The sequence below is a fragment of the Nonomuraea sp. NPDC003709 genome (assembly GCF_040610775.1).
Classification (GTDB): domain Bacteria; phylum Actinomycetota; class Actinomycetes; order Streptosporangiales; family Streptosporangiaceae; genus Nonomuraea; species Nonomuraea angiospora_A.
This window is the reverse complement of the sequence record NZ_JBEXMW010000012.1, coordinates 36830-62243: the sequence shown is the minus strand read 5'-3', so window position 1 is coordinate 62243 and position 25414 is coordinate 36830. Positions and strand designations below refer to the sequence as shown.

24 protein-coding genes and 2 pseudogenes are annotated in these 25414 nt (G+C 69.0%); 9 read left to right on the top strand and 17 right to left on the bottom strand.

Annotated features, from left to right (window positions below; translation table 11 throughout):
- Window positions 1–18 precede the first annotated feature (18 nt).
- The 6 genes from ABZX61_RS32770 to ABZX61_RS32745 form a co-directional block, all read right to left on the bottom strand.
- A complete protein-coding gene (locus ABZX61_RS32770; protein ID WP_355199999.1) occupies window positions 19–381 on the bottom strand; it encodes a hypothetical protein in 363 nt (120 codons plus the stop codon).
- 177 nt (window positions 382–558) lie between these two features.
- Window positions 559–1725: a hypothetical protein gene (locus tag ABZX61_RS32765; protein WP_355199998.1), complete on the bottom strand. Its 1167-nt coding sequence runs from the start codon at window positions 1723–1725 to the stop codon at window positions 559–561.
- Window positions 1726–1753: 28 nt separating this feature from the next.
- A complete protein-coding gene (locus tag ABZX61_RS32760) occupies window positions 1754–2839 on the bottom strand; it encodes an enolase C-terminal domain-like protein (protein ID WP_355199997.1) in 1086 nt (361 codons plus the stop codon).
- 17 nt (window positions 2840–2856) lie between these two features.
- Window positions 2857–3741, bottom strand: a complete 885-nt coding sequence (locus tag ABZX61_RS32755; RefSeq protein WP_350727272.1) for a carbohydrate ABC transporter permease — start codon at window positions 3739–3741, stop codon at window positions 2857–2859.
- Window positions 3738–4583 carry a sugar ABC transporter permease gene (locus tag ABZX61_RS32750; RefSeq protein WP_355199996.1) on the bottom strand — a complete coding sequence of 282 codons (846 nt, stop codon included), beginning with the start codon at window positions 4581–4583 and terminating at the stop codon, window positions 3738–3740. Before ABZX61_RS32750 ends, ABZX61_RS32755 begins: the two co-directional genes overlap by 4 nt.
- Entirely contained in the window at window positions 4570–5862 is a 1293-nt protein-coding gene (locus ABZX61_RS32745; protein WP_355199995.1) for an extracellular solute-binding protein, read from the bottom strand. The genes ABZX61_RS32750 and ABZX61_RS32745 overlap by 14 nt, the downstream gene beginning before the upstream one ends.
- A 108-nt stretch (window positions 5863–5970) precedes the next feature.
- Here ABZX61_RS32745 and ABZX61_RS32740 point away from each other — a divergent pair, with 108 nt between their 5' ends.
- Both ABZX61_RS32740 and ABZX61_RS32735 read left to right on the top strand, forming a co-directional pair.
- Window positions 5971–6627 carry a GntR family transcriptional regulator gene (locus ABZX61_RS32740; RefSeq protein ID WP_355199994.1) on the top strand — a complete coding sequence of 219 codons (657 nt, stop codon included), beginning with the start codon at window positions 5971–5973 and terminating at the stop codon, window positions 6625–6627.
- Between the two features lie 23 nt (window positions 6628–6650).
- A pseudogene (locus ABZX61_RS32735) lies at window positions 6651–6803 on the top strand (PfkB family carbohydrate kinase); the annotation flags it as partial.
- A 22-nt stretch (window positions 6804–6825) separates the two neighbouring features.
- Here ABZX61_RS32735 and ABZX61_RS32730 read toward each other — a convergent pair.
- The 3 genes from ABZX61_RS32730 to ABZX61_RS32720 all read right to left on the bottom strand — a co-directional run bounded on the left by ABZX61_RS32730 (window position 6826) and on the right by ABZX61_RS32720 (window position 8985).
- Window positions 6826–7557, bottom strand: coding sequence for a hypothetical protein (locus ABZX61_RS32730; protein ID WP_355199993.1), 732 nt, complete (start codon window positions 7555–7557; stop codon window positions 6826–6828).
- Window positions 7558–7955: 398 nt separating this feature from the next.
- The gene (locus ABZX61_RS32725) at window positions 7956–8156 is read right to left on the bottom strand and encodes a hypothetical protein (RefSeq protein WP_355199992.1); all 201 of its coding nucleotides are present in this window, start codon (window positions 8154–8156) and stop codon (window positions 7956–7958) included.
- A 589-nt stretch (window positions 8157–8745) separates the two neighbouring features.
- Window positions 8746–8985, bottom strand: a complete 240-nt coding sequence (locus ABZX61_RS32720) for a hypothetical protein (protein ID WP_355199991.1) — start codon at window positions 8983–8985, stop codon at window positions 8746–8748.
- A gap of 281 nt (window positions 8986–9266) precedes the next feature.
- Here ABZX61_RS32720 and ABZX61_RS32715 point away from each other — a divergent pair, with 281 nt between their 5' ends.
- A complete protein-coding gene (locus ABZX61_RS32715) occupies window positions 9267–9413 on the top strand; it encodes a hypothetical protein (protein WP_355199990.1) in 147 nt (48 codons plus the stop codon).
- A 166-nt stretch (window positions 9414–9579) separates the two neighbouring features.
- On the opposite strand, the gene ABZX61_RS32710 is transcribed toward ABZX61_RS32715, so the two are convergent.
- On the bottom strand, window positions 9580–9804 hold the full coding sequence (locus ABZX61_RS32710; protein ID WP_355199989.1) for a peptidoglycan-binding domain-containing protein: 225 nt from the start codon (window positions 9802–9804) through the stop codon (window positions 9580–9582).
- Between the two features lie 178 nt (window positions 9805–9982).
- A pseudogene (locus ABZX61_RS32705) lies at window positions 9983–10027 on the bottom strand (hypothetical protein); the annotation flags it as partial.
- Window positions 10028–10263: 236 nt separating this feature from the next.
- On the opposite strand from ABZX61_RS32705, the gene nuoB reads away from it, so the two are divergent.
- Genes nuoB through ABZX61_RS32675 form a run of 6 tightly spaced genes read left to right on the top strand, consistent with a single transcriptional unit; the run spans window position 10264 to window position 17288 of the window.
- On the top strand, window positions 10264–10746 hold the full coding sequence (nuoB, locus tag ABZX61_RS32700; RefSeq protein ID WP_355199988.1) for an NADH-quinone oxidoreductase subunit NuoB: 483 nt from the start codon (window positions 10264–10266) through the stop codon (window positions 10744–10746).
- Window positions 10743–12764 (top strand): proton-conducting transporter membrane subunit, encoded by a 2022-nt coding sequence (locus ABZX61_RS32695; RefSeq protein WP_355199987.1) that lies wholly within the window; start codon window positions 10743–10745, stop codon window positions 12762–12764. The genes nuoB and ABZX61_RS32695 overlap by 4 nt, the downstream gene beginning before the upstream one ends.
- A complete protein-coding gene (locus ABZX61_RS32690; RefSeq protein WP_355199986.1) occupies window positions 12764–13705 on the top strand; it encodes an NADH-quinone oxidoreductase subunit H in 942 nt (313 codons plus the stop codon). The genes ABZX61_RS32695 and ABZX61_RS32690 overlap by 1 nt, the downstream gene beginning before the upstream one ends.
- Before the next feature lie 3 nt (window positions 13706–13708).
- Window positions 13709–14368 (top strand): hypothetical protein, encoded by a 660-nt coding sequence (locus ABZX61_RS32685; protein WP_355199985.1) that lies wholly within the window; start codon window positions 13709–13711, stop codon window positions 14366–14368.
- A complete protein-coding gene (locus ABZX61_RS32680) occupies window positions 14368–15825 on the top strand; it encodes a proton-conducting transporter membrane subunit (protein ID WP_355199984.1) in 1458 nt (485 codons plus the stop codon). The genes ABZX61_RS32685 and ABZX61_RS32680 overlap by 1 nt, the downstream gene beginning before the upstream one ends.
- Window positions 15822–17288 carry an NADH-quinone oxidoreductase subunit C gene (locus ABZX61_RS32675; protein WP_355199983.1) on the top strand — a complete coding sequence of 489 codons (1467 nt, stop codon included), beginning with the start codon at window positions 15822–15824 and terminating at the stop codon, window positions 17286–17288. The genes ABZX61_RS32680 and ABZX61_RS32675 overlap by 4 nt, the downstream gene beginning before the upstream one ends.
- Window positions 17289–17688: 400 nt before the next feature.
- On the opposite strand, the gene ABZX61_RS32670 is transcribed toward ABZX61_RS32675, so the two are convergent.
- The 6 genes from ABZX61_RS32670 to ABZX61_RS32645 form a co-directional block, all read right to left on the bottom strand.
- Window positions 17689–18033, bottom strand: coding sequence for a hypothetical protein (locus ABZX61_RS32670; protein WP_355199982.1), 345 nt, complete (start codon window positions 18031–18033; stop codon window positions 17689–17691).
- Between the two features lie 164 nt (window positions 18034–18197).
- Window positions 18198–19196, bottom strand: coding sequence for a LacI family DNA-binding transcriptional regulator (locus ABZX61_RS32665; RefSeq protein WP_355199981.1), 999 nt, complete (start codon window positions 19194–19196; stop codon window positions 18198–18200).
- A gap of 79 nt (window positions 19197–19275) precedes the next feature.
- On the bottom strand, window positions 19276–21225 hold the full coding sequence (locus ABZX61_RS32660; protein WP_355199980.1) for a TIM-barrel domain-containing protein: 1950 nt from the start codon (window positions 21223–21225) through the stop codon (window positions 19276–19278).
- Entirely contained in the window at window positions 21222–23504 is a 2283-nt protein-coding gene (locus ABZX61_RS32655; protein ID WP_355199979.1) for an alpha-L-arabinofuranosidase C-terminal domain-containing protein, read from the bottom strand. Before ABZX61_RS32655 ends, ABZX61_RS32660 begins: the two co-directional genes overlap by 4 nt.
- Window positions 23501–25018 carry an alpha-L-arabinofuranosidase C-terminal domain-containing protein gene (locus ABZX61_RS32650; RefSeq protein ID WP_355199978.1) on the bottom strand — a complete coding sequence of 506 codons (1518 nt, stop codon included), beginning with the start codon at window positions 25016–25018 and terminating at the stop codon, window positions 23501–23503. The genes ABZX61_RS32655 and ABZX61_RS32650 overlap by 4 nt, the downstream gene beginning before the upstream one ends.
- Window positions 25015–25413, bottom strand: a complete 399-nt coding sequence (locus ABZX61_RS32645; protein ID WP_355199977.1) for a hypothetical protein — start codon at window positions 25411–25413, stop codon at window positions 25015–25017. Before ABZX61_RS32645 ends, ABZX61_RS32650 begins: the two co-directional genes overlap by 4 nt.
- Window position 25414 lies beyond the last annotated feature (1 nt).

The window sequence follows — 25414 nt, the reverse complement described above, 5'->3', positions numbered from 1 at the left end:
AGACCTGCACGGATGGAATTACCGGCAGGCGCACTGTCGCGCAGCAGGAAGTAGCTGGGCAGGACGACCATCAGCCAGATCAGCGCGGCGCTGCGGCGTGCCGGGCGTCGCGGCGATCTGGCCGCCAAGGCCGCGCCGATCCAGGCCGCCTTGCGCGAGCGGCACCTGGGCCAACCGGCTGCCATCACCGCCGCACACGCCGCCTCCACACGGTCGCTGGTCGCCGTCCTTGTCACCCTGAACGAGCAGGTCGCGGCCCAGCACAAGGAGGTCGAGGCGCATTTTGAGCAGCACCCGGCCGCTGAGATCATCTGCTCCCAGCCCGGGCTGGGAGCGATCCTCGGCGCCCGGGTGCTCGCAGAGTTCGGCGACGACCCCCACCGCTACACCTCAGCGCCCCGCCATCGCCATCGGCCCCGCCGCGATCATCGACAGTGCCGGCCTGGTCTCGGTCACCTACGTCGGACCTGCCGGCACCGTCGGTTGGAGAGGAGGACGGGCCGGAGCCGGTTGGTGCCGATACCCACGATCCCTGCTCGGCGCCCGGGATCGCCGGACTCAGACCAGGAGCGGGGCGAGGTGGTTGGTTCGCGTTCCCTCGGCGGAGGTCAGGTAACCGCGCAGCCGCCCCGCGATGCTGCCCAGTTCGCCGGACAGCGCGTACGACGGGCCGTACAGAGCGGGTGGCCGGATCGCGGCGACCTGTGCGTTGAGGTCGGTGACCAGGCCGGCGCTGGTGCCGCCGTTGGGCACGATGCGGATCGTGTAGTCCAGGATGCTGTCGGCTTCCCCGCCGATGATGTGGGCGCCGGGCAGGATGCCGATGCCGGTGTCCCAGTCCATCGAGTTGCGCACATTCTCGAACACGGCCGAGGTGGCGTGCTTCGTGCCCGGGTTCTTGGAGAAGACCACGGCCACGTTGGGGGTCGTCCGGTGCGTGCCTTCCTGGTAGACCATGGCGTAGCCGCTGGTGGTGCTGGTCTGCGTCCACGGGTAGTAGGGGATGTTCTGGCCCGCCCGGTACCACTCGCTCGGGTCGCCGTTGGCGTCGAGTCGCAGCGCCAGGGCGGTGAAGGCGTCGGCGGAGCGCAGGAACGGCAGCCAGTTCTCCAGGTAGAACTCGACGTTCGCGACTGTCGTTCCGGCGTTGACGACCTTGGGCAGCCGGATGACGCGGCGGATCTCCAGCGTGCCGTTGGACAGTCTGGTGTAGCGGGTGAGCTGCGGGACGGCGTCCGATCCCGCGAAGTCGGCGACGAGTTCGGCGTACCACTGCCGGTCGGCGATGGTCCACACGTCGGTCGCGGTCGGGGTGGTCCGCTCGACGCGGACCGTGCGCTGGTAGGCGCCGGGGCGGGTGCCCGCCTGGTTGACGTTCCAGCGCCGGTCGAGGACGTTGGTCGCGGCTTCGACGTTCAGGCCCCACAGGACGGCCTGCATGACCCGGTCGGTCTCCTCGCCCTCGTAGGTGGGCGAGAGCAGTGGCCGGTAGCCGGTCGGGCAGTGCCGCATCTGCGGGATGCAGCCGCCACCGCCGAGTCGGAAGTCGAACTGCTCCCTGCCTTTCCAGGAGTTGCGCTGCCACACGTCCGTGCCCTCGGTGAGCAGCTTCCACGTCCAGCCCTTGGCCGCCGCCGCGGCGGGCGTCGCCGCGATCAGGGGTAGCGTCGCGGCGGTCGCCAGAACGGCACGCCTGCTCAGGCCGGTGCTCCGTTTGTCGCTCATGTTGGTGTTCTCCTTTGCTGGGGGGAATTCAGGAGGTGTAGGGCTCCAGCCCGGCCGGTACTGCAGTGCGCTCCCATTCGGCCTCGTATCCGATGCCGGGCGCGGTTCCCGCGTGGACGAGCCCGTTGGCATCGACCGCCTCTTCCCTGGTCACGGGGTTGGCGGGGACGAACGACTCGTAGTAGGTGGTGTTGGGGATGGCCATGCACAGGTGGGTGTGCACGATGCCGCCGCCGTGAACCTCGGCGCGCATCCGGTAGGCATCGGCCAGGTGGGCGATCCGCATCGCCCCGGTGACGCCGCCGCGCAGGCCCGCGCTGGTGCGCACCGCGGTGGCGGAGCCGTTGGCGATGAAGTCGGCGGTGTTCATGTGGGCGCCGTCGCTGGTCTCGGCGACGATCAGAGGTACGTTCACTTTCTCGGCCAGGCGCTGGTAGGCGGTCGCGCTGAACTCGCGCATCGGCTCCTCGTACCAGAGGTATCCGGCCTCGGACAGGACTCTGCCCAGCTTGATCGCGTCGAGCAGGTCGAACCCGGCGGATCCGTCGTACATCAGCGGCACCGAGTCGCCGACGTGCTCGCGCAGTGCCGCGCACAGGGCGATGTCGCGGTCGACGTTCCCCCAGGCGTGCAGCTTGATGGCCGGGTAGCCCAGTTCCAGGCACTGGTCGGCGACGTCGAGGTACTCGCTGACGGTGGCGAAGGTCGAGGTGGAGGCGTACGCGGGGATGGCGGTGCGGTACCCGCCGAGCAGTTGGTGCACCGGCAGCCCGGCGGCCTTCCCCGCGATGTCCCACAGCGCCACGTCGACCAGGCCGTGGATGTAGAGCGGCATCTCCTCGATGCGGTCCAGCTCCCAGACGCGGTGCCACAACCACTCACGCTGCAGCGGGTCGGCGCCGAGCAGTTCGGAGCGCAGCCGCCGGTCGGCGATGTCAGCCAGGATGGCGCCGCGTTGGCTGTAGGCGTAGCCGGTGTGCCCGTCGTCGGTGGACAGCACGAGCCAGCCGCCGGTGTGCGCGGGCTCGGACCCCGGCAGGCCGTCGCGCCAGCGGAAGGCGGGTGTGACGGCGGGCTGCGCGCACAGGACGACGTCGACAGCGGTGATCTTCACATTCACTCCGTTGCGGTTCAGTTCTTGACGGCGCCGTCGAGCAGTCCGCGCACGAGGTGGCGCTGGGCGAACAGGAAGACGAGCGCCACGGGCACCACGGTGAGCACGCCCGTTATCGCGGCTTCTGGCCGGTGGATGGGGAGATCGCTGCCTCCCAGTGCCGGGTTGAGCGCGGGCGAGCCGGAGATCAGCACGCCGAGCCCGACCGGGAGGTTGAAGGTCTCGTCGTCGCCGAGCATCACGAACGGGAGGAAGTAGTTGTTCCAGTTGCCGATGAAGGCGAAGAAGGTCAGCAGCGCGATCAGCGGCTTGCCCAGCGGCAGGGCGACCCTGGCGAACAGGGCGGCCTCCGAGCAGCCGTCGATCCTGGCGGCCTCCAGCACCTCGCGCGGCAGCAGGGTGGAGAAGTAGATGAAGGCGAGGTAGACCCCGAACGGGTAGAGGCTGGCGGGCAGGATCACCGACCAGGCGGTGCCGGTGAGCTGGACCGCGTTCACCTCGAGGAAGAGCGGGAGCACGAGCGCGGCGGGTGGCACGATCATCGCCAGCAGCGTGGCGATGAGGATGACCCGTCGGCCGGCGATCCTCGTCGCCGCCAGCGCGTACCCGGCCAGCAGGGACGTGGTCACCGACAGCAGCACCGCGCCGCCGGTGTAGACCGCCGAGTTGACGATCCACTGATAGATGACGCCGTCGTTGAAGGTGGTCAGGTTCCGCCAGGCGGTCAGGTAGCCGTCGAGCGAGCCGAAGGACAGCGGATGCCCGCCGGTGATCTGGGCGTCGGACTTGGTCGGCGCCAGCACCAGCCACACCAGCGGCAGTGCGCAGGCCAGGGCCACCAGGCCGAGCACGACGGACACGGATGTCCGCCACACCCACGGCCCGCCGAGCCGCTCGGTCATCGGTCGACCTCCGTCTCGAAGAACTTGGCCTTGAAGACCAGGAAGCAGGCGGCCACGGTGCAGACGGCCAGGAGCATCAGGCACAGCGCGGCGGCCGCGGCGAAGTCGCCGTTGTCGAAGGCGAACAGCAGGCCGAGCTGGTTCAGCGACCACGACTTGGAGCCGGTGAAGGCCACGCCGTACAGCAGTTGCGGCTCGATGAAGATCTGCAGTCCGGCGGTGAAGGCCAGGATGACCATGTAGACCACGTACTTGGAGATGAGCGGCAGCTTGATCCGCAGGGCCGTCTGCCACCAGGTGCAGCCGTCCACCTTGGCGGCCTCCAGCACCTCGCGCGGCACTCCCTGCAGGGCGCCGTACATGATGACCACCCACTGACCGAAGCCGGTGGCGAAGGCCATCAACGCGAAGATCATCACCAGGTACGACGGTTTCAGCACGTCGTTGCCGGTCCGCATGCCCAGGCCGTGCAGCAGCGGGGCGAAGGGGCTGAGCGCGGGCTGGAGCATGACGTACCAGAGGAGCACGCTGGCCGAGCCGGTGACCGCACCCGGCAGCATGTAGACCAGGCGCAGCGCCGTGCTGTACAGGGGACGCTGGTCCTGGACGAACAGCGCCAGCAGCAGCACGCCGATCACCATGGCCGGCAGGTACAGCGCCATGAACAGCGACACGTTGCCCAGCGCGGGCAGGAAGCGGAAGTCGGCGATCGCGTTGCCGTAGGCCCGCGGGTCGCTCAGGGACTCGTAGAGGGCGTACATCACGGGGCCGATCCCGAAGACCGCGAGCAGCACCAGGTACGGGGTCACGCACAGCCAGCCGAACAACTTACCCGACGTCATAGCCCTGTGCCTTCGCCAAATTCACCAGCTCGGCCTGCAACGCCTCCAGGCCGGCCCGGACACTGCCGCCGGAGCGGATCGCGGGGACCACCGTCTGGGTGAACGCGCCCTCGACGTCGTAGCGGGTGGGCTGCTGCACCGGGTTGACCTTGGCCGCCTGCTCCCGCATCACCGGGAACGGGTCGGACGCGTAGAACGGGTCACCGGCCAGCCGCTTGGCCCACGCGTCGGCCGAGGGGCCGTAGGCAGGGTAGGTCGGCGCGCCCTTCTGGTAGCCGGCGTCGGTGGTCATCCACTGGATGATCTCGGCGGCCCCCTTCATGTTCTTGGAGTGGCGCGAGACCAGGTAGACGCCGCCACCCGCGCTGCCGGACCAGTTGGTCGTCTCGCCGTCCCAGGACGGGTACGGCGCCGCGGCGATCTGCCCGTTGGGGGTGGCGAACAGGTCCTTGGGCTTGAACAGGTAGTCGCCGAGCCAGGAGGCCCCGGGCAGCATGAGGACTTTGCCCTCCTTGCCCAGCTTGGCCATCTCCGGGTCGAAGAGCCCCGCCTTGGTGACCGAGCCGTTCTTGACCAGCGGGTCGAGCACGTCCGCGACCCGGGTGCACTTGGGGTCCTTCAGGTCGATGTGCACCTTGTCCGGCCCGGTCACCTGCTGGATCGGGCAGCCGCTGGACCAGAAGTAGTCGTAATAGGTGAAGAAGCTGCCCGCGCTGCCGATGACGTAGCCGGGGTGCTCCTTGGCCACCCGCTCGCCCAGCGCCCGGTAGTCGTTCCAGGTCTTGGGGAGCTGATAGCCGAAGCGCTCCATGAGCGGCTTGTTGTACCACAGCACGGTCTGGGCCAGGTCGTTGCGCAGGCAGTACAGCTTGCCTCCCACCTCGCAGGGCGCGTTGGCCGTGCCGAAGTCCTTCCGGATCTGCTCCTGCACCAGTGAGTCGAGGGGCTGGGCATAGTCGAGCTTCCCGGCGAACTGGGAGACCATGTTGGGCTGCCCGGCGAAGATGACGTCCGGCCAGCCCTTGCCGGTGCGGTTGAACAGCTGGATCTTCGTCAGCAGGCTCTGCCCGTCGTAGGTTTCGACCTTCATCTTCAGGTTCGGGTGCGTCTTCTTGAACTGTTCGAATCCGGCCAGCCGGGTGGGGTCACTCCACACCAGCAATGTCGCGTCACGATCCTCGGTGATGGCACCGCTGACGGCTGCGGGCGTGTTGGACGAACAGGCGGCGAGCAGGGCGCCTGCGAGGCACGCCGTTAGGGGGATGCGAAATCTGATCACAGCTGCCTCGACAAAATCGTGTACGATGTCTGAAGTCAGATGTTGCATGTATGTTACGGCGACGTCAACCCCCATTTGTCGCTATGTTGTGAACGTCAGGAGGCTTGGATGACCGACTCACCCGCGCCGGCACCGGCGCTCCCCCGCCGGCAAGTGCTGGCCGACGACGTGTACGACGTGTTGCGAGAAATGCTGCTGAGTGGCCATATCCCACATGGCAGCCGGGTCAAGATCGACGCCCTGGCGGCCCAGCTGAAGATCTCCAACACGCCGATCCGCCAGGCCCTGGGCCGCCTGGAGGCCGACGGCCTGGTCAGCAAGCACCCCTACCGCGGCTTCGTCGCCGCCGACCTGCCCGACCACAAGACGATCTCCGACCTGTACGAGTTCAGGCTCCTGCTCGAACCTCCCACGGCCGCCCGTGCCGCCCAGGAGTTCCGCGCGGAGGACCGGGCGTTCCTGCGCCGACAGGTCGACGTTCCCGGCGGCGACCTCACCATGCTGGCCAAGGCAGACGAACTACTGCACGGCAAACTCGCCGAGATGGCCAAAAACCTGATCGTGGCCGAGACCCTGGAGCGGCTGTTCGTCCGTTCGCGCGCTTTCCGGATCTTCTACGCCCGGGAAGGCGCCGCCGAGCTCACCCGGGACGAGCACGAAGCCATCGTACGAGCAGTCGTGGCGGGCGACAGCCCGGCTGCGGCGGCCGCGATGACCGCCCATCTGCGATCGGCGGGAGAGCGAATGCTCGCGTCACTGCCGTGAGATCCAGAGGTCCGCGGCCGCCGATGCCAGGGGCTCTGGTGGCCGACGGCGGTGAGGTCACCCACGTCAAGGCCCATCTGGTCATCCCGGTCGACGCATCCGGCGCGGGCGACACGTTCGACGGGGCCTTCGCCGCGCGCCTGCTGCGGGGCGCCACCGCCGTCGAAGCCGCCCGGTACGCGGCCGTGGCCACGGCCATCACCACCATCGGACACGGCGCCGTCCACCCGATCCCCCTCCGAGCCCCTGGCGTGCCCGGTCGGGACTCATCGCGGCAGCGCCGACCGCCGCGCCCCGGAGCTTCCCCGTACTCCGGACGCCTGACCTGAGGTCACCCCTGATCGAATGCGAGCCTAATAGCTGGGCGCGTGCTGGGGGCAGGCCGTAGGGGCTGACGGCCAGGTACGTCTCCGGCGTCGCCGCTTCGAGGAGCCCCTCGTCGCCTTCGAGGTCGAGTTCTGGCTCCTGGGGACGGCGCAGCAGATCACTCCGGTCACTTGTCGCTCCCCGCTGGTAGGCGTCGCGGAGCCGGGGGCGGGCTTCCTTCTGCTGCTCGCGGAAGATCCGCCGCTGGGTGAGTCGCTGTTCTTCCTGAGCGTCGTCGCTGAGTTCCTGGTCATCGGCCGGCTGGTCCTCGGCGCGCAGGCCCGGGGTGCGCTGGGCGATGGCGAGGTCTTCCTCGTGGAGGCGCTCGCAGGCGGCGTACAGCTTCCGGGACATGCCGAGGTGAACCTCGGTTCCGGGGATGCGGCAGGCGAGGAAGTCGTCAAGGCTCATGGAACGGATACGGGCGCGCAGGGCGTACCGCTCGATGTGGCGCGCTGCTCCACGGGCATCGGCCCGCATGGCGCGGGTGAGGTCGTCGTCCTCCAGAGGCGTGATCAGCCCGGAGCGCCGATGACGGGACGCGCGGTCGGCGGGAACGAGCACGGTGCGGAGCTGCGAGGCGGGAGCGGAGCGACAGCGCCAGGTAGGCGAGCATCTGAGCGCGGGCCGCGCCGATGAGCGCGTCGTCACTGTCGCCGAGACGGTCTTCGAGGTTGCCTTCGCACCGCCTGGCTGACCACTATGGCCCGTTACCTGGAAGGCCCCGGCGCGCTCCGAGTGCAGCCGGTGGACCTGCATCCCGGCAACGTGCACTGGATCTTCGTGCAGATGCGTGCCCCCGATGTGAAGCCAGGCAAAGTCCTGGTACCTCGTGATGGGTGCGCAGCCGTTGCTGGAGACGCTCGGCCTCAAACTTTCACGAACCGGCGCCGCCACGGAGGCCAGTACGGCCTGACCGGCCCAGCTGCCGTCCGACTCGTGGCCGGAGGGAAGCCCGCGGCTTAGCTGATGCTGTTGATCCAAATGCCGATTGGGATGGACAGCAGGGCACTGGCGACGAGGCTGATAATGAAGAGCTTCCACTCGCGGCGACGTTGGCGGCGACGTGCAGGCAGGGCGGCGGCTTCGAGTTGGGCAACGATGGCCTGAGCAATCTTCGCGACCTGTTCAGTGCTCATCTCAGGCGATGCATTGCGGATCATGCCTGAGATGGCGGCTTCGCCGATACTGGCGCTCCCTATGGCGTCCTGGTTGAAATCGCGTTCGAGACAGCGACTCGCGCGGAATATCGCCCTCCTTTCGTCAAGAGTAAGATCCTTACGAACATACCAATCGTGACGAATGCCCGGATCGTGACGAACACGCTGATCGCGGCGGACGGCCGTACACTTCGACTGGCACTTAATATAGATTTAATGCTGTCCAGATCGAAGTCGCGTGCGACAAGCCCGATTGCATCAAATACGGCACTCTTGTCACCTAGGTCGACTTTTGGCCGAACGCGTCGGCTTGCGGTGAATATGACCTTTGTGTCTCCTAAGTCGGCTTCCGAGGTTTCGGTGGACGGGAGTGCCCCGGACCCATTGTCGTCCTCGGCCCTCCCGTCGCCGCTAGAGATATAAGACGCCACGCCCCCGTCCTCCATGCTTCCAGCTTTGCAGATGAAAACGACTTGCGCGAGGACGGAAATCAAGGAAGTCGATCTTATGCACCAACCTCTTATTGCGCGAAGTTATCACGGAAAACGCTTACATCTTCAAAAAAGGCGGCGTGGTCAATGTCTTGGCTGTATCAACGCTGGTCCAGCGGCAGGTCGGGCCGGGCGGTGTGCTTAGCCTTGTAACCCGACATATACGTGATCAGGCCGGGCAGCAGCGGAACCGTCAGCGATTCCAGCCAGTCGGGCAGGAACGCGATGAGGTCGAGGTCTGCATTCACCGTCTGCAGGACGGTCAGGACCGCCAGCAGGCTGAGGCAGCTGCCCACCGTCGCGCCGGTCACCTTCCGCTCGACCGGCTTGCCGTAGGTCACCGGCTCTGCATGCATGGATCCTCCGAATAGGGGTGGACACGCGAAAGGCCCGCCCAGTCGGGCGGGCCATCAAGATCAGCTAGGGAAACGGATGGCGCTATTGGGATGGGCGCATGAGGATGCTCCTCGAAGGGATCGGTTACGCGCGATGGGCCGTGCCCCATCGGGCAGTCCGTCCCGGGGGACTGAGGCGGACGGCCGCTCGGGCCGCCGCTCAGTTATGAATCAGTTAGCGGCAGCATCTGGTGCCGCCTTCTCTGACTGCGACAGAATCCGCCGCTGTGACCGTAGAGAAGACCTATGAACAGCAGCTTGAAGCCTTGATCCGCGAAGCCAAGTGGAAGAACCTGCTTGCCTTGTTAATCGCTGTCGTGCGGCAGGCCGTCAGCGCTGCGATCGTGTGCGCTGCAATTCGGCTTCCTGTTTGACCTAGATCTTGATGCCTATCCGGATCTCCTCCTGGCCGGGATGCCGGTAGGGATCGCCGTCTTCATGGTCATCGCCATGCATCGGAGCGACAACTGGACTCTTACTCCTCCACGGGCCCGGGCTCAACGGAAATCGGGATTGGTACAGGAGGTGGCCACGCGGGGTTCAGTCCACGCGCAGCAGCGCGGGCCAGGTCCTCGGGCCGCATTCGCCGTCCACCTTCAGCCCGGCCTCCTTCCGGAAGCGGCGCAGCGCCTCGTCCAGTGGCGCACCGAACACGGTGTCGTCGATGCCGCCGTTCACGCCCATGCCGCGGGCATGCAGCAGGTAGAACAGCCTCTTCACGTCGTAGCCACGTGAGCCGCGCTTCAGCGCCGGCAAGGTCTTCACGATTTCCTCCCTCCCAGGACACCTCAGGCTTGGGTGCGGGCTTGCTGGAGTAGGCCGGATAGCCGAAGCCCGCGATCACGCTCATGGAGCGTTCGCGGCGCTTGACCTGGTTGGCAGTGTTGCCCTCGATCGTCACCACCGTGCCGTTCGAGCGGATCGCCTCCACGATGCCGACATGGTCGATCGCCAGGATGTTCTTGGAACCGGCCCAGTCGAAGAACACGATCGCGGCCTTGAACCAGGAGGCATGACCGACCGTCCACGCCGAATCCCCCACCCCCGCAACGCGGTGTCGATCACGGCGTGTGCAGGGCTGGTCAGCCTGGCAGCTGCTGCGCCCTATGGTCGCCGATCACAGTGAGTTACAGAACGAGTGGCGACAGTCACCGAATCGGCCCCAGCCCGCGAGATCTTCTGCTAATCGTCTGGTATTGGCCGGTGAGCGGTGGAGAGACAACGATGAGGTTGTGGCGGAAGATCGCGAAAACGGGCCGGGTGGCCGAGTCCGCGCCGCGGCGCGATGGCGGTGAGCCGTCGGCGAAGGCGGCGGAGCTGGCCGGATCGGTGCAGATCAGGCATGTGGACGCGGGTTCGTGCAACGGGTGCGAGGTGGAGATCGCCTCGGCGTTCGGCCCGGTCTACGACGCCGAGCGATACGGCGCACGGCTGGTGGCGTCGCCTCGGCACGCGGACGCCCTGCTCGTGACCGGGCCAGTGACCCGCAACATGGAGGTAGCGCTGCGCCGCACCCATGACGCGGTTACTGAGCCGCGGCTGGTGATCGCGCTGGGTGACTGCGCACGCAACTGCGGGGCGTTCGCCGGAGCCTATGGGGTGGCCGGGGCGGTGAGCGACGTGGTGCCGGTGGATGTGGAGGTGCCGGGGTGCCCGCCGAAGCCTGAGGCGATCGTGGCGGCGTTGCGGGGGCTGACCGGGCGATGAACGTGGTCGGCACACTGTTCACGGTGGCGCTGTCCTGCTGCGCGGTGGCCGCTCTGGCCGCCTTGATGGCGCCGCCGCGGGCGCGGCTGCATCTGGCGGGCTGGTGCACGGCGGCCGCGGGGGCCGCAGGAGCGGCGGCGGGTGTGGCGGCCGTTGTGGTTGCCGGCAACGGTCAGCTCTGGTCGGCCTGGCTGCCGGAGTTGCTGCCGCTGGCCGGGGTGCGGCTGACCCTCGACCCGCTGGGCGGGATGTTCGTCGCGATCACCGGGGTGGTGGCGGTGTGCGCGGCGATCTACGGGATCGGCTACTGCGCTCACGGCCTGGACGGGCGAGTGTTCCAGGCCGTGCTGCCGCTGTTCGTGGCAGCCATGCTGGTGGTGCCGGCCGCGGCCAGCGTGAGCACGTTCCTGCTGGCCTGGGAGCTGATGGCCATCTCATCGCTGGTGCTGCTGCTGGCCGAGCACCGGCGGCGGGCGGCGGTGGGGTGGGCCGGGTTGTGGTATGCGGTCATGACCCACCTCGGCCTGGTGACGATCCTGGCCGGGTTGGTCACGTTCGCCGCCGGGGCCGGTGGGGAGAGCTTCGAGCAGTTGCGCGCCGCCACGCTGCCACCGGCCGCCAAGACGGTGGCTTTCCTGGCGACGTTCGCCGGGTTCGCCTCGAAGGCCGGCATCGTGCCGCTGCATGTGTGGCTGCCGCGCGCGTACCCGGAAGCGCCGAGTCACGTGTCGGCGCTGATGAGCGCGGCGATGGTGAACATGGGTGCCTACGGCGTCGTCCGGGTCGGGCTGGATCTGCTGCACGTCGGCCCGGCCTGGTGGTGGCTGCTGGTGCTGGCGGCGGGCGCGGCGTCGGCGCTGTTTGGAATCTTGCAGGCGATCGTGACCTCGGATCTGAAGCGGCTGCTGGCCTACTCCTCGACGGAGAACCTGGGCCTGGTGCTGGTCGGGGTGGGCGCGGCGGGATTCTTCGCCGCGTCACAACTGTCCGTGGTGGCGGCATTGGCGCTGGCCGCGGCGCTCCTGCACGTGGTCAACCATGCCGCGTTCAAAACGGTGTTGTTCCTGTCGGCGGGCTCGGTGCTGCACTCCACGGGCACCCGCGACCTGGACGCGCTGGGCGGGCTGCGCACACGGATGCCGCACACCACTGTCGTGTTCGCCGTCGGGGCGTTGTGTGCCTCGGCGCTGCCGCCCGGCAACGCTTTCGTCAGCGAGTGGCTGCTGCTGCAGAGCCTGATCCACGCCGTACCCGGTGCCGGGGTGGTGGGTGTGGTGACGATGCCGCTGGCCGTCGGGGTGATCGCGCTGTCGGCAGGGCTGGCGGTGGCCACCTTCGTCAAGGCGTTCGGCGTGGGCTTTTTGGCCCGGCCCCGCAGCGTGCAGGCCGAGCGGGCGAGCGAGAGCCCGCTGGCCATGCTCGGTGCGACGGCGCTCGCCGCAGCGGGCTGCGCGGCTCTGACGCTGACGCCCACGCTGGTCGTACCCGCGCTCGGCGAGGCTGTCGGCGTGGTGTTCCCGGGACGGGCGGTGGTGAGCGGGGAGCTGGCGCTGAGGCTGGCGGGCGTCTCGGGGGTGATCTCGCCGCTGCTGATCGCCCTCGCCCTCATGGCAGCTGTCGTCGCGGTACTGGGTCTGGTACGCGTGATGGCGGCGCGGCGGGCCCGGCGAGCCGCCCGGCTGTGGGACTGCGGCGCCGGGCCGATGTCGGCCCGGATGGAGTACACCGCGACCTCGTTCGCCGAGCCGTTGCAGCGGGTCTTCGACAACGTGCTGGCCCCCGAAAGCGATGTGGCCGTCACCCCGGTGAAGGAGTCGGCCTACTTGGTGGAACGCGTGCGCTTTCAGGCGCGGGTGCCGGACCGGATCGAGCACCGGCTCTACGATCCGCTGATCGCCGCCGTGACTGTGCTCGGGCTCGGTGCCCGCAAGCTCGCGACCGGCAGCGTGCACCGCTATCTCGGCTACGGGTTCTGGGCGCTGACCGGAGCGCTGATCGTCCTGGTGGTGCTGTGGTGATGAGCGTGGTCGGGGCGACACTGCAGGTGGTCTTCGTCGGGGTCGGCGCCCCGCTGCTGGTGGGGGTGATGCGGCAGGCCCGCGCCCGGCTTGAGGGACGCGCTGGGGCCGGTGTCTGGCAGCCCTGGCGAGATCTGCGCAAGCTGATGCGCAAACAGGCGATCACGCCGCACGGCACCGGCTGGGTGTTCCGCGCCGCGCCGCTGCTGTTGGCCGGCACCACGCTGGTGGTCGCCGCAGTGGTGCCGTTGGTGACCACGGACTCGCCGCTGGACGGTGTCGCCGACCTGTTCGCGGTGACCGCGCTGCTCGCCTTGGGGTCGGTGGCGCTGGCACTCGGCGCGCTGGACACCGGCACGGCGTTCGGCGGGATGGGCGCCAGCCGGGAGATGACCGTGCTGGCGCTGGTGGAGCCGACGATACTGGTGTCGACCTTCGCGCTGTCGATCAAGGCCGGCTCCACCAGTCTGGGCGCGATCGTCACCGCGACAGTGGAGAACCCGCTGTCGGTGATCTCCCCGGTGAGCGTACTGGCCGCGATCGCCCTGGCGATCGTCACGATCGCCGAGACCGGGCGGATCCCGCTGGACAATCCGTCCACGCATCTGGAACTGACGATGATCCATGAGGCGATGGTGCTGGAGTACGCAGGTCCGGACCTGGCGCTGATCGAGTGGGCCTCAGCCATGCGGTTGTCGGTGCTGCTGGGTCTGCTGGCCGGCCTGTTCTTCCCGCTGGGGATCGCAGGCGCGGACGCGGGGCTGCTCGCGCTGGCGGTGGCGTCGATCGCGCTCGTGCTGAAGGTGGGGGTGCTGGGAGTGGTCTTGGCGGTCGGTGAGGTGTTCATGGCCAAGCTGCGATTGTTCCGTGTTCCTGAGCTGCTGGCCGGTTCGTTCCTGTTGGCGCTGCTGGCCGTGGCCGCTTCCTTCTTCCTGGCGTGACATATGACTGACGCGATGTACATCCAGCTGCTGGATCTGGCCTGCGGGGCGTTCCTACTGACGGGCGTGCTGGTGCTGTGGCGGCGCGAGTTGTCGGCGATCGTGTGGTTGTTCACCCTGCAAGGGGTGGCTCTGACCGCGCTGGTCGTGATCCTGGGCGTCCGGCAGGACAGTCTCGAACTGATCATGATCGGTGTCGGTGTGGGCGCGTTGCGGGCCGGGCTGCTGCCGTACCTGATGCGCCGCGCGCTGGTGGCCGGCGGTGCCGGCCGCGAGACGCAGCCGCTGGTCAACGTGGCGACCTCGCTGCTGGTGGCGGCGGCGCTGGCGATGCTGGCCTACGCGCTGTCCCAGCCGCTGGTACGGCTGTCGCCCACCCCGGCCACACAGACCGTGCCGCTCGCGCTGACCGTGCTGCTGATCGGGTTCTTCGTCCTGGTGACCCGGCGGCGGGCGCTGTCGCAGCTGGTCGGGTTCCTGCTGATGGACAACGCCATCACCGCCACCGCCTTCCTGACCACCAGCGGCGTCCCGCTCGTGGTCGAACTCGGGATCTCCCTGGACGTCCTGCTGGCCGTCCTGGTGCTGCAGGTGCTGACCACCTGGATGTGCGCCGCGTTCGGCGGCACCGACCTCGACGAGCTACGGGAGTTGCACGACTGATGGACAGCCTGCTGGTGATCGCTCCAGTCGCGGTGCCGGTGACCGCCGCATGCCTGTACGCCGTGCTCGGTTGGAACCGGATCACCGCCTGGCTGGGCACGTTGTCCGCGGCCGGGCTGCTGGCCTGCGCCATCGCCTTGAGCACGGCAGGCAGGCACGACGCTCTGGGCGGGCTGCTGGTCAGTGACGCGCTCAGCGCCTTCATGCTGCTCGTGATCGGCGCGGTCGCGCTGCTGGCGATGGCCGCCAGCCCCGCCTACCTGGTGACCGAGCTCGCCGCCGGGCACACCGGCCCGCGCGCGATGCGCCGCTACGGGGTGCTGACCCAGGCTTTCATCGCCGCGATGGCGCTGGCCGTCCTGGCCTCCAGCCTGGGCCTGCTGTTGGTCGCCATCGAGGCCACCACCATCCTGACCGCCCTCCTGGTCGGACACCAGCGCACCCGCCAGGCCACCGAGGCCGCGTGGAAATACGTGGTCATCTGCTCGGTCGGCATCGCGCTCGCGCTGCTCGGCATCGTCATCGCCTACTACGCCGGCACCCACGCCGGCGTGGCCTCCCTCGACTGGGCGGTGCTGGCCGAGCACGCCGGCCGGCTGGATCCCGGGGTGATGCGTGTCGCGGTCATGCTGCTCGTGCTCGGGTTCGGCGCCAAAGCCGGGCTGGCGCCGATGCACGCCTGGCTGCCCGACGCGCACAGCCAGGCCCCGGCCCCGGTGTCGGCGCTGATGTCAGGGGCACTGCTGTCGGTGGCGTTCTACGCCATCCTGCGCGTCAAGGTCATCGCCGACGCGGCGCTCGGCGCAGGCTTCACCCGGGCGCTGCTCGTCATCGTGGCACTGGCCTCCCTGACGGTGGCCGCGCTGCTGCTGATCGGCCAGCGAGACTACAAGCGGCTCCTGGCCTATTCCAGCATCGAGCACATGGGCCTACTCGCTCTCGGCGCGGCCATCGGCAACAGCCTCGCCCTGGTCGCGGTCCTGCTGCACATTCTCGGGCACGGGCTCGGCAAGTCGGTGTTGTTCCTGTCCGCCGGGCAGCTACACCAGGCACTCGGCAGCAGCCGGATCCACGCCACCGGCGGTCTCTTGGCCAGGGCGCCCCTGCTCGCCGGAGTGTTCGCGCTCGGGTTGCTGGCCTTGCTCGGTCTGCCTCCGTTCAGCCTGTTCGCCAGCGAACTGGGCATCGCGCGGGCGGGCTTCAACGCCGGGCTGGGCTGGGCCGTCACGGCAGCGCTGGTACTGATGCTCCTCATCGTCGCCGCCATCGGGCGCCACACCCGGCGGATGCTGCTGGGCGGAGGGCCAGGCGAGGCCGGCAGCCTAAGCGTGCTGCCGCGTACCGTGGCCACCCCTCTGGTCGCGGGCCTGGCCGCCTGCGCCGTCCTGGGCATCACCCTCGGGCCGCTGCAACCCTTGCTGCAGGCCGCCGCCGCCATCGCCGGAGCAACGCCATGAGCATCCGCACTATCGCCGACATCAGCCCCGGCGAGCTACCCGAGCACGCCACCCGGCTGCTCAACGCCGGCCACCGGCTGGCGCTGGTCTCCGCGCGCCAGGAGACGGCCGGGTTCGCTCTGGTGTACCTGTTCGTCGCCGGCAGCCAGGATCGCCGTACCGAGCTGCGCCTCCATCTTCAGGGCGAGCAGCCGGAGGTGCCCAGCCTCGCCCAGCAGTCCTTCCCCGCAGGCCGGTTCGAGCGGGAGATGCACGACCTGTACGGGATCACCCCGCTCGGCCACCCACTCCTCAGGCGGCTCGTACGCCACCACCACTGGCCACGCGGCTGGTACCCGATGCGCGCCGACGCCGGGCCACCGCCCTCCTTCGGCGACCCCGAGGGCCCCTACCCGTTCGTCACCGTGGAGGGCCAGGGCGTCTATGAGATCCCCGTCGGGCCGGTCCACGCCGGACTCATCGAACCGGGGCATTTCCGCTTCTCCGTGGTCGGCGAGACCATCATCAAGCTCAAGGCCCGGCTCTGGTTCGTGCACAAGGGCATCGAGAAGCTCTTCGAAGGCCGCCGGCCCGCCGACGGGCTGGAGTTGGCCGAACGCGTCAGCGGCGACACCTGCGTCGGTCACGCTCTGGCCTACTGCCTGGCCGTGGAGGAAGCCACCCAGACCCCGGTGAGCGCGCGGGCGCAGCGGGACCGGGCCGTGCTGCTGGAGCTGGAACGCCTCTACAACCACGTCACCGACTTGGGCGCGCTCTGCAACGACGTGGCCTTCGCCATCCTGCACGCACACACAGGGCGCATCCGTGAACAGCTCCTGCGCCTCAACGCCCAGGTCACTGGGCACCGGCTGCTGCGTGGCGGCATCCGCCTCGGCGGCGCCGATCTGAAGACCCTGCCCGATCCCGGGCGGCTGCACGCCATCGGCGCCGACATGGCCGAGATCATCGAACTCGCCCTGCGGCACACCGTCGTCGCCGACCGCTTCGCAGGCACCGCCGTCCTGTCCCGCGACGCCGCCCGCGACCTCGGCACGCTCGGTTACGTGGCCCGCGCCAGCGGCCTCGATCTCGACGCCCGCCGCGACCATCCGTTCACCGGCCTCGGCGATTTCACCCCCGCCCGCCGCACCACCGGGGACGTGCTGGCCCGCTTCCAGATCCGTGCCGAGGAGATCGCCGCGTCCATCGCGCTGATCACGCACCTGGTCGACGGACCCACCGCGGCGGATGCGTCCGCGGGCGAGGGATCTTCCTCAGGCGTGGGCCTCGTCGAGGGATGGCGCGGCACGATCGCCCACCGCATCGAGCTCGCCCCCGACGGCACCCTCGCCCGCGTGAAGATCGTCGATCCGTCCTTCTTCAACTGGCCCGCTCTTCCAGTGGCGCTCAACAGCGCGATCGTCCCCGACTTTCCCCTGGTCAACAAGAGCTTCAACCTGTCCTACGCCGGCAACGACCTCTGACCGCACGATGCTCCGGCACGCGAGCGGCCCGCAAGGTCGCCGCCTTGGGCGTCAGCCGGCCAGCGGCTCTGCGCCTGCCGACAATTACATCCGCCGCCTGGCCTACCTCACCATTACCAGCACCTTCGCCGCGCTGCGACTGCCGCCTATGAGCGATCGGGACAAGGACGCGGAGATTCTCGTCCTGCGTCACCAGATCACCGTCCTTGAACGCCAACTTGGCGCTGACAACCCCAGAGTGAGATTCGCACCCGAGGACCGAGCCTTTCTTGCTGCCGGCCGAAGCGACGTGGGCGCCCACCCACGGTCCGCTCCATCCGCGCTCTCGTCCTGCGCCTGGTCCTAAGAGAACCCGACCTGGGGCTACCGGCAGTCCACGGAGAGCTCACCACACTGGGCATCAAGGTGGCAGTCCACGGTCTGGGAGACCCTCAAGCAGCCAGGTCTTGATCCGGCGCCCGAGCGGGCGTCCACCAGCTGGGCCGACTTCCTGCGTTCGCAAGCCGACGTCCTGCCGGCCTGTGATTTCATCGAAACCGTCACCTTGAACGGGCAACGCCAGTACATCCTGGCCGTCATCGAGCACGCCGCCGGGCGCGTCCGCGTGCTGAGGACCACGGCACACCCAAGCGCGAACTGGGTCACCCAGGCGATAAAGAACCTGGTGATGGATCTGGACGATACGGGCTGCCGGGCCATCGACCTGAACATACGCCGACGAGACCGGCTCGGCGGCGTCCTCCACGAATACTCACATGCCGCTTGACCTGCATGGATGGAATTTTCGGCAGGCGCAGTGTTCAGCGAACCCGCAGATCGGACGCAGTGGCCGAATATTCGAGCCCCACAGCGTCCTGCGGACCGTGTCGCCGATGTATTCGACTCCGGCGCCGGACTCCAAGCCACTTGTCAGCGAGTTGATTCGCGGATCACGAGTGTGAAGGGAGCTATGTGTTCACCGGCCTGGCGGAGCGGGGCGTGAATACGATTGATCAGCAGTTCGACGGCCTTCGCGGCCATCCACCGGTGGTCGGGTGCCACCGTGGACAACGACGGGACCATGAACTCCGCCTCGGGGATGTCGTCGAAGCCGATGAGCCGTACGTCGTCGGGGACGCGAACACCGCGGTCGGCGAGGCCGCGGAGCACCCCTTGGGCGACAGTGTCGGTCACCGCGACCACGCCGTCGATCCCGCCGCCGGAGTCGGCCAGGCGGCGGCCCGCGTCGCGGCCAGCGTCCATGGTCATCCCATCGATGGCGAAGAGCAACGCGGGATCGGGGGAGAGTCCATGTTCGGCGAGGGCGGCGAGGTAGCCCTGATAGCGGCGCGTCACCACGTTCACTCCGTCAAGGGCGCTGCCGGTGACGAGCGCGATCCGGCGGCATCCCCGGTCGATCAGGTGTGCGGTCGCCGCCTTCGTGCCTTCCTCGTTGGGCATGGCGACGTGGTCGAACTTCGCGCCGAAGTCCTGCTCGCCGAGCATCACGATGGGGTAGCCGGCGTCAGCCAGCCGCGGATCAGCGCGGTCAAGTTCGACCGCGCTGAGGATCAGCCCATCGAAATGGAGCGTGTGCGAATGGGCGATCGCGTCCATTTCACCGGCCGCGGCCGCGCCGGTCTGCTCGATCGCGACGTGGAAGCCGTGCGCCCTCGCCTGGTCGATCACGTGGGCGGCGAGCTGGCCGAAGTAGGGCCGGTCGATCTCGGGCACGGCCAGCCCGATGACGCCGGTCCGCCCGGATCTGAGGGTCCGGGCGGAGACGTTGACGCGGTAGCCCGATTGGCGGATCGCCTCCAGCACCCGGCGGCGGACCTGATCGCTGACTCCGGCCCGGCCGTTGATGACGTTGGAGACCGTCATCTTCGACACCCCGGACAGCTTGGCGACGTCGCTCATGGTGACCATGCCGGGTCCTGCCTCCTCCGGTCGGATCCGATCCGACCGCGTCCGACTGCGGTCGCCGCCGCCTCGAGCCTACTGCGCCTCACGGGTTGAGCGTGCTCAACAGCGGACGGCTGCCCTCGCGGACGAACACGGGGATGCGTTCCAGCGGCGTGGCGGCCTCGCTGGTGCCGCTGTCGTGGATGTCGCCGGTGGCGAGCTCCACCCAGCGCGTGCCCTGGGGCAGGTAGACGCTCCGGCCGGCCGCCGCGGGGGCCAGCACGGGCGCGACCAGCAGGTCCGGGCCGAGCATGAACTGGTCGTCCACGGCCCAGGCCCGTTCGTCGCCGGGGAAGTCGAACAGCAGCGGGCGCAGCACGGGCTCGCCCCGCTCGTGTGCGGCTTCGGCGAGCCTCATCAGGTACGGCTTGAGCCGTTCGCGCAGGAACAAGTGCTCGCGGAGGATCTCGTAGGCGCGCTCGCCGTAGGACCAGACCTCGTTGTCCGCTCCGCTCTGCTCGGCGGTGAACGGGCCGGACGGTTCGCGTACCCCGTGCAGGCGCATGACCGGGCAGAACGTACCGAACTGGAACCAGCGGATCATCAGCTCCCGATACTCCTCAGAAGCGGGATCGCCGCCGTGGAAGCCGCCGATGTCGGTGTTCCACCAGGGGATGCCGCTGAGCGCGACGTTCAGCCCGGTGCGGACCTGAGTGGCCAGCGCGTCCCAGGTGGGCCCGATGTCGCCCGACCACAGGGCGACGCCGTACCGCTGACTGCCCGCCCAGCAGGAGCGGACGAGTGACAGCGGCCGCTCGACGCCTGCCTCGGTCAGGCCGTCGTGAATGCCGCGGGCGTGGTAGTGGCCGTACATGTTGCCGACCTGCCGTCCCGGGCCGGCCCCGTACAGCGCCTGCTCCGCCCTGCGCGGGGTCAGATCGGGCTCGCCGGCGTCCAGCCAGAACCCCTCGACGCCCAGGTCGAAGTAGTGCTCACGCAGTTCCCGCCAGAGCTTGCGCCGGGCATCGGGAACGGTCGCGTCGTAGTAGGCCGAGGGCAGGAAGCTCTCGCCCCGTCCCTTGGCCGGCCAGTTCTGAGTGAGCAGGCCGCCCTCCACGCTGCCCACCAAATGTCCGGCCGTGCGCATGTCGGGGTAGTTGTCGCTGTCGGCTTCCACGGTCGGCCAGACCGACACCACCAGCTTGACACCGAGCTGGTGGAGCTCCTTGACCATGGCCTGCGGGTCGGGCCAGAACTCCGTGTCGAAGCGCCAGTCCCCCATGCGCTCCCAGTGGAAATAGTCAGCGACGATCGCCGACAACGGCAGGCCCAGCTCCTTGTAGCGTCTGGCCACGGAGAGGAGTTCGGCTTGCGTCCGGTAGCGCAGCTTGCTCTGCCAGAACCCGGCCGCCCACTCCGGAATGAGCGGGGCGTGGCCGGTGGCGTCGGCGTAGCTCGCCATGATCTGGGCGGGCGAGTCGCCTGCCGTGATCCAGTAGTCGATCTGGTGCGCGGAGTCGGCCACCCAGCGGGTGGCGTCGTGGGCCAGTTCCACCCGGCCCATCGCGGGGTTGTTCCACAGCAGCCCGTATCCGCGGGAGGAGAACAGGAACGGGATGGTCGTGGTGGTGTTGCGCTGGACGAGGTCGATCACGCAGCCCTTCTGGTCCAGCAGGCCGTGCTGGTGCTGGCCCAGGCCGTAGACGCGTTCGTCGTCGTAGGCGCGGAAGTGCTGCTCGAGGCGGAGGCTGCCGTCCCCGAGCGGAGCGTGGACTCGCGGCCCCCGGTGCCAGACGTAGGGCTGCTTCTCGGCGAGCAGCTCTCTGCCGGTCTCGGTGTGGACGAAGCGCAGGCGCCCGGCCTCGAACTCGGCGGTGATCCGGCCGTTCACGATGCCACTCCCCTGCTGCTCCGGGCGTGCCCCGGCCGGTGGAGCGGTGAGCGCGCCGGGCAGGTCGTTCCTGATGGCGCGCGGTGCGGAGCGGACCCGGAAGGCGTGCGGGCCCCACGGTTCGACTTGCAGGATCTCATCGGGGCCGGTCTTTATGATCAAGGAATCCTCCTGATGATCGCCGTGACGAACGACCAGGGCGGCAGGTCGAGTGTGTCCCCTGCGGCCGTGGTGATGACCGGTGCGACAGGTGATGCGGTGAAGGGCCGGCCTTCGTCGGGGCCCGCGCCGGCGAGCGTCGTCACCGTGGCGACCGCCGGCCCGAGTGGCTCGGCGAGCCGTATCGACGCCACGCGGGCGGTGGGATGGGCGTTCACGGCGCGGATCACGTACTCGGTGCTCCCGTCGGCCGCCGTCCGCGAGGCCGCGCCGACGACCACCCGGTGCTCGGGACGCAGGTCCTGTTCGTAGTCGTGCCGCAGTTCGCCGTCGATCCACGCGCGTACGCGCGCACCGTCCAGGCGTACCTTGACACGCACCGGGACGCCGGTGCGCACGCCGTGCCAGTGCAGCGGCCCGTGGTCGTCGTTGGTGATGCCGTCGTCGCCGCGGATCACGAGGGTGGATTTGTTCTGCCAGGCTCCGACGTGGACCTGCAGGTAGCTGTCACCGCCGAGTTCGACGACGAACCCCTCGTCGCCCGCCCGTCTGGTGGCGGTGAGCTCGAGGGTGGCCGCGGCGGGGTCGATGCCGCCGAGCTCAACGGGCTCTCCGCTCGGGTCGGTGGTCACAGGATGCCGTACGACGCCGTCGAGCACGATGTCGGCGTAGTCGACGCTCGCGCCCTGCGACATCAGCCGTACCGAGCCGGTCGCCGGCAGCGTCACGGGCTCCGGCTCGACACCGCCGAGCGTGACGGGGTGGAGCCTGGTCCCGCGTTCGCGGGAGAACATTCCCTGTACGTGGTAGGAGGCCGAGGGCAACACCTCGGTGGCGGTGAAGTAGATCAGGTCAGGGGTCCACTGAGCGTGCCCGGCCCGGGCCAGGAGGGGCGCGTAGGAGGCCAGCCGCACCACGGCGGGGTTTCGCTCCAGGCCGATCATGTAGGCGGCCTCGGCCAGGGCGGAGCGCATGGTGTTGCTGCGCGCGGCGTACTCCCCCAGGTAGACCTGAGGGCCGGGCTCGTAGGCGAGGTAACGGTCGACGTTCTGGTGGAACCAGCGCGGGTTGCGGTAGCCGTGCTCATCGACCATGGCGGTGCCGCGAGCGCGCGCTAACGCCCAACCGGCCTCGAAGTCGGGGCCGAAGGGCTGGGGCCCAACCGTGCCGATCACGCAGATCTCCGGATGGCGGCCGCGCACGGCGTCCTCGATGCGCGCGTAGCGGTCGCGGAAATCGTCGGTGATCTCGTCCTCGTTGCCCAGCCCAAGGTAGCGCAGCCTGAACGGTTCCGGATGGCCGAGCGCGGCACGGCGCGCGCCCCACGGGGTGTCCGGCGACCCGTTCGCGAACTCGATGAGGTCGAGCACGTCCTGGATGTAGGCGTCCATGGCGTCGTCGTCGATCGCCTGGGCGCCGCCCGGGTAGTTCTGGCAGCACACTCCGGCCGCGACCACCGGGAGCGGGGTGGCTCCGGTGGCCTGGCACAGCTCGAAGTACTCCAGGTAGCCGATCTGCCGGGACTGGTGGTAGCCCCACGAGTTGGGGATCTGGGCCCGTTCGTGGCGCGGGCCGATCGTGGTCTTCCAGTGGTAGATGTTGTCCAGGCCGAGCCCGTGCGCGACGCAGCCGCCGGGGAAGCGGATGAAGCTCGGCGCCAGATCCTTCAGCGCCTGGAGCAGGTCGGGCCGGAAGGTCAGCGGCTCGCCGCCTGGGCCGGTCGGCCGCAGCGAGACATGATCGAGATCGACGACGAGTCCCGCCGGGATCTCGATGTGCAGCCGGCCCCGGCCGTCGGCGACCGCGGTGAGGGGCGTCTCGCAGCGGTGCCAGCCGCCGGACGGCACCATGACCTGTGCGCGGGCGAGGTTGCCGCCGTTCGAGCCGATGGTGACCGTCAGGCGCGCCGGTTCCGCTCCGGCGCGGGCGAAGAACGAGAGCAGGAAGCCCTGCCCCTCAGTGGTGCCCGTGCCGTCCCATCCTTCGTTGACCAGGGTCACCGGCCCGGTCAGGCGCAGGTAGTGCGCGTTGTTCGGATGGATCGGGGCATCGGTGCGGACCTCGACCCGATCCGCGACATCGGCGCTCCACGCGGTCAGCGCGTCCCAGCCGTCCCGGTCGGCGGCGTTGAACTCGAAGTCCCCGTTGCGGAGGCATTCGGCGTTCAGGCCTCCGTCGAGCGCGTCGTTGAGGTCCTCGATGAACAGTCCCCACAGGTCCGGGGCGACCTCGACGCCCTGCTGGGCCCCGACGTCGATGGTGATGCGTTCGTGCGCGGTCATGCGAGGCGCCCCTCCACGGTGACGAAGGAGTGTGCGGGCAGGTGGACCCGCAGCCCGGAGGCGGTGGGCGTGACCTGCTGGTGGGAGCGGGGCGCGACGGCGTCCGGCGCCTCGGGCGTGTTGTGGGTCTGCGGCTTGTCGGCGGTGAGGACGCGGGCGCGGACGTCGGCCACGGCGCCGCCGCGCAGGTCGAGGTCCACGTCGATCGGCTCGGCCGCGTCCAGGTTGGACAGCGAGACGAGCACGCGCCCGTCCTTGCGGCTGGCCGACAGCGAGACGGTCTTCAACGTCTCACGGGTGGGCACGCCCTCGGGGAGGTCGACCCGAAGTGAGGCCGCGTCCTGGTGGCCCTTGTTCATCTCGAACACGTGGTACGTGGGCGTGAGCACGAGCGCGCCCGAGTCGGGGTCGGTGAGGATCATGGCCTGGAGCACGTTCACCGTCTGGGCGATGTTGGCCATCACCAGCCGGTCGGCGTGGCGGTGGAAGATGTCGAAGTGCAGGCTCGCGACCAGCGCGTCGCGCAGGGTGTTCTGCTGGTAGAGGAAGCCGGGGTTGGTGCCCGGCTCGACGTTCCACCACGTGCCCCACTCGTCCACGACCAGGCCCACGTTCTTGTCCGGGTCGTAGCAGTCCATGACGTTGGAGTGGCGGGTGATCGGCTCGTCGATCCGCGCGGCCTGGACCAGCGTCCGGTAGTAGTCCTCGGTGTCGAACACCGTGGCGTCGCCCTTGTCCTGCCAGGTGCCCGGGATCGTGTAGTAGTGCAGGGAGAGCGCCTGGTAGAACGGCTGGGGCCGGTAGGCGCAGCCCAGGTCGCCGAGCTGCTTCATGAGCGTCTCGGTCCAGGCGTAGTCGTCGGCGTTCGCGCCGGCGGCGATACGGTACAGCTTGTTGTCGCCGTGGTCCCGGCAGTACGTGCCGTACCGGCGCGCGTCGTGGGCGTACTGCTCGGCGGTCATGTGGCCGCCACAACCCCACGCCTCGTTGCCCAGCCCCCAGAACCGCACCCGCCAGGGCTCGTCGCGGCCGTTGGCCTTGCGCAACCGCACCATCGGGGAGTCGCCGTCACGGGTGAGGTACTCCACCCAGTCGCTCATCTCCTTGACCGTGCCCGACCCGACGTTGCCGCTGATGTACGGCTCGGCGCCGAGCAACTCGCACAGGGCCATGAATTCGTGCGTCCCGAAGTGGTTGTTCTCCTCGACGTTGCCCCAGTGCGTGTTGACCATCGCGGGACGCTGGTCCTTCGGCCCGATGCCGTCCATCCAGTGGTACTCGTCGGCGAAACAGCCACCCGGCCAGCGCAGGTTCGGGATGTTCAGCGCGCGCAGCGCCTCCACGACGTCCAGCCGGATACCACCGGCGTTCGGGATCTCGCTGTCCTCGCCCACGTAGAAGCCGCCGTAGATGCACCGGCCCAGGTGCTCGGCGAAATGACCGTAAAGATGGCGGCTGATCTGCGGGCCCTCGACATCGACATTGATGATGGCGGGCACGACATTGTTGCTCATGTGTGAATACCTTGCGTTCGCTGGAATGAATCGGCCTTGCGCAGCGCCCTGCTCCTGGCCGCGTACACCGCGCAGGCGACCGAGAACAGCAGGCAGCCGACGACATCGCGGGTCAGCAGCGCCCCGACCGCGCACGCGCCTGCCCACCACAGGACGGCCGCGCCGGGCCGGGTGCCGATCCGCCAGGCCAGCCAGCCGGTGACGAGCGCCACGAGCAGCAGGACCAGGCCATAGACGCCAACCACGGCGGAGGCGCCGGCGATCAGACTCTCGCCTGCGGAACCGGCCGCCACCTGCTCGAACCACATCCGGTAGGGGAACAGCGTGACGAGCGCGAGGAGGCCGGTCCAGATGGCTGCGGCCACCAGGAGCCGCCCTTCCAGTCGCCGTTGCACG

Coding starts and splice junctions, on each gene's coding strand:
- ABZX61_RS32695 (WP_355199987.1), top strand. CDS start 10,743: ATGAACGTGGTCGGCACACTGTTCACGGTGGCGCTGTCCTGCTGCGCG.
- ABZX61_RS32680 (WP_355199984.1), top strand. CDS start 14,368: ATGGACAGCCTGCTGGTGATCGCTCCAGTCGCGGTGCCGGTGACCGCC.
- ABZX61_RS32675 (WP_355199983.1), top strand. CDS start 15,822: ATGAGCATCCGCACTATCGCCGACATCAGCCCCGGCGAGCTACCCGAG.
- ABZX61_RS32690 (WP_355199986.1), top strand. CDS start 12,764: ATGAGCGTGGTCGGGGCGACACTGCAGGTGGTCTTCGTCGGGGTCGGC.
- ABZX61_RS32665 (WP_355199981.1), bottom strand. CDS start 19,196: ATGGTCACCATGAGCGACGTCGCCAAGCTGTCCGGGGTGTCGAAGATG.
- ABZX61_RS32740 (WP_355199994.1), top strand. CDS start 5,971: ATGACCGACTCACCCGCGCCGGCACCGGCGCTCCCCCGCCGGCAAGTG.
- ABZX61_RS32655 (WP_355199979.1), bottom strand. CDS start 23,504: ATGACCGCGCACGAACGCATCACCATCGACGTCGGGGCCCAGCAGGGC.
- ABZX61_RS32755 (WP_350727272.1), bottom strand. CDS start 3,741: ATGACCGAGCGGCTCGGCGGGCCGTGGGTGTGGCGGACATCCGTGTCC.
- ABZX61_RS32650 (WP_355199978.1), bottom strand. CDS start 25,018: ATGAGCAACAATGTCGTGCCCGCCATCATCAATGTCGATGTCGAGGGC.
- ABZX61_RS32725 (WP_355199992.1), bottom strand. CDS start 8,156: ATGATCCGCAATGCATCGCCTGAGATGAGCACTGAACAGGTCGCGAAG.
- ABZX61_RS32765 (WP_355199998.1), bottom strand. CDS start 1,725: ATGAGCGACAAACGGAGCACCGGCCTGAGCAGGCGTGCCGTTCTGGCG.
- nuoB (WP_355199988.1), top strand. CDS start 10,264: ATGAGGTTGTGGCGGAAGATCGCGAAAACGGGCCGGGTGGCCGAGTCC.
- ABZX61_RS32685 (WP_355199985.1), top strand. CDS start 13,709: ATGACTGACGCGATGTACATCCAGCTGCTGGATCTGGCCTGCGGGGCG.
- ABZX61_RS32750 (WP_355199996.1), bottom strand. CDS start 4,583: ATGACGTCGGGTAAGTTGTTCGGCTGGCTGTGCGTGACCCCGTACCTG.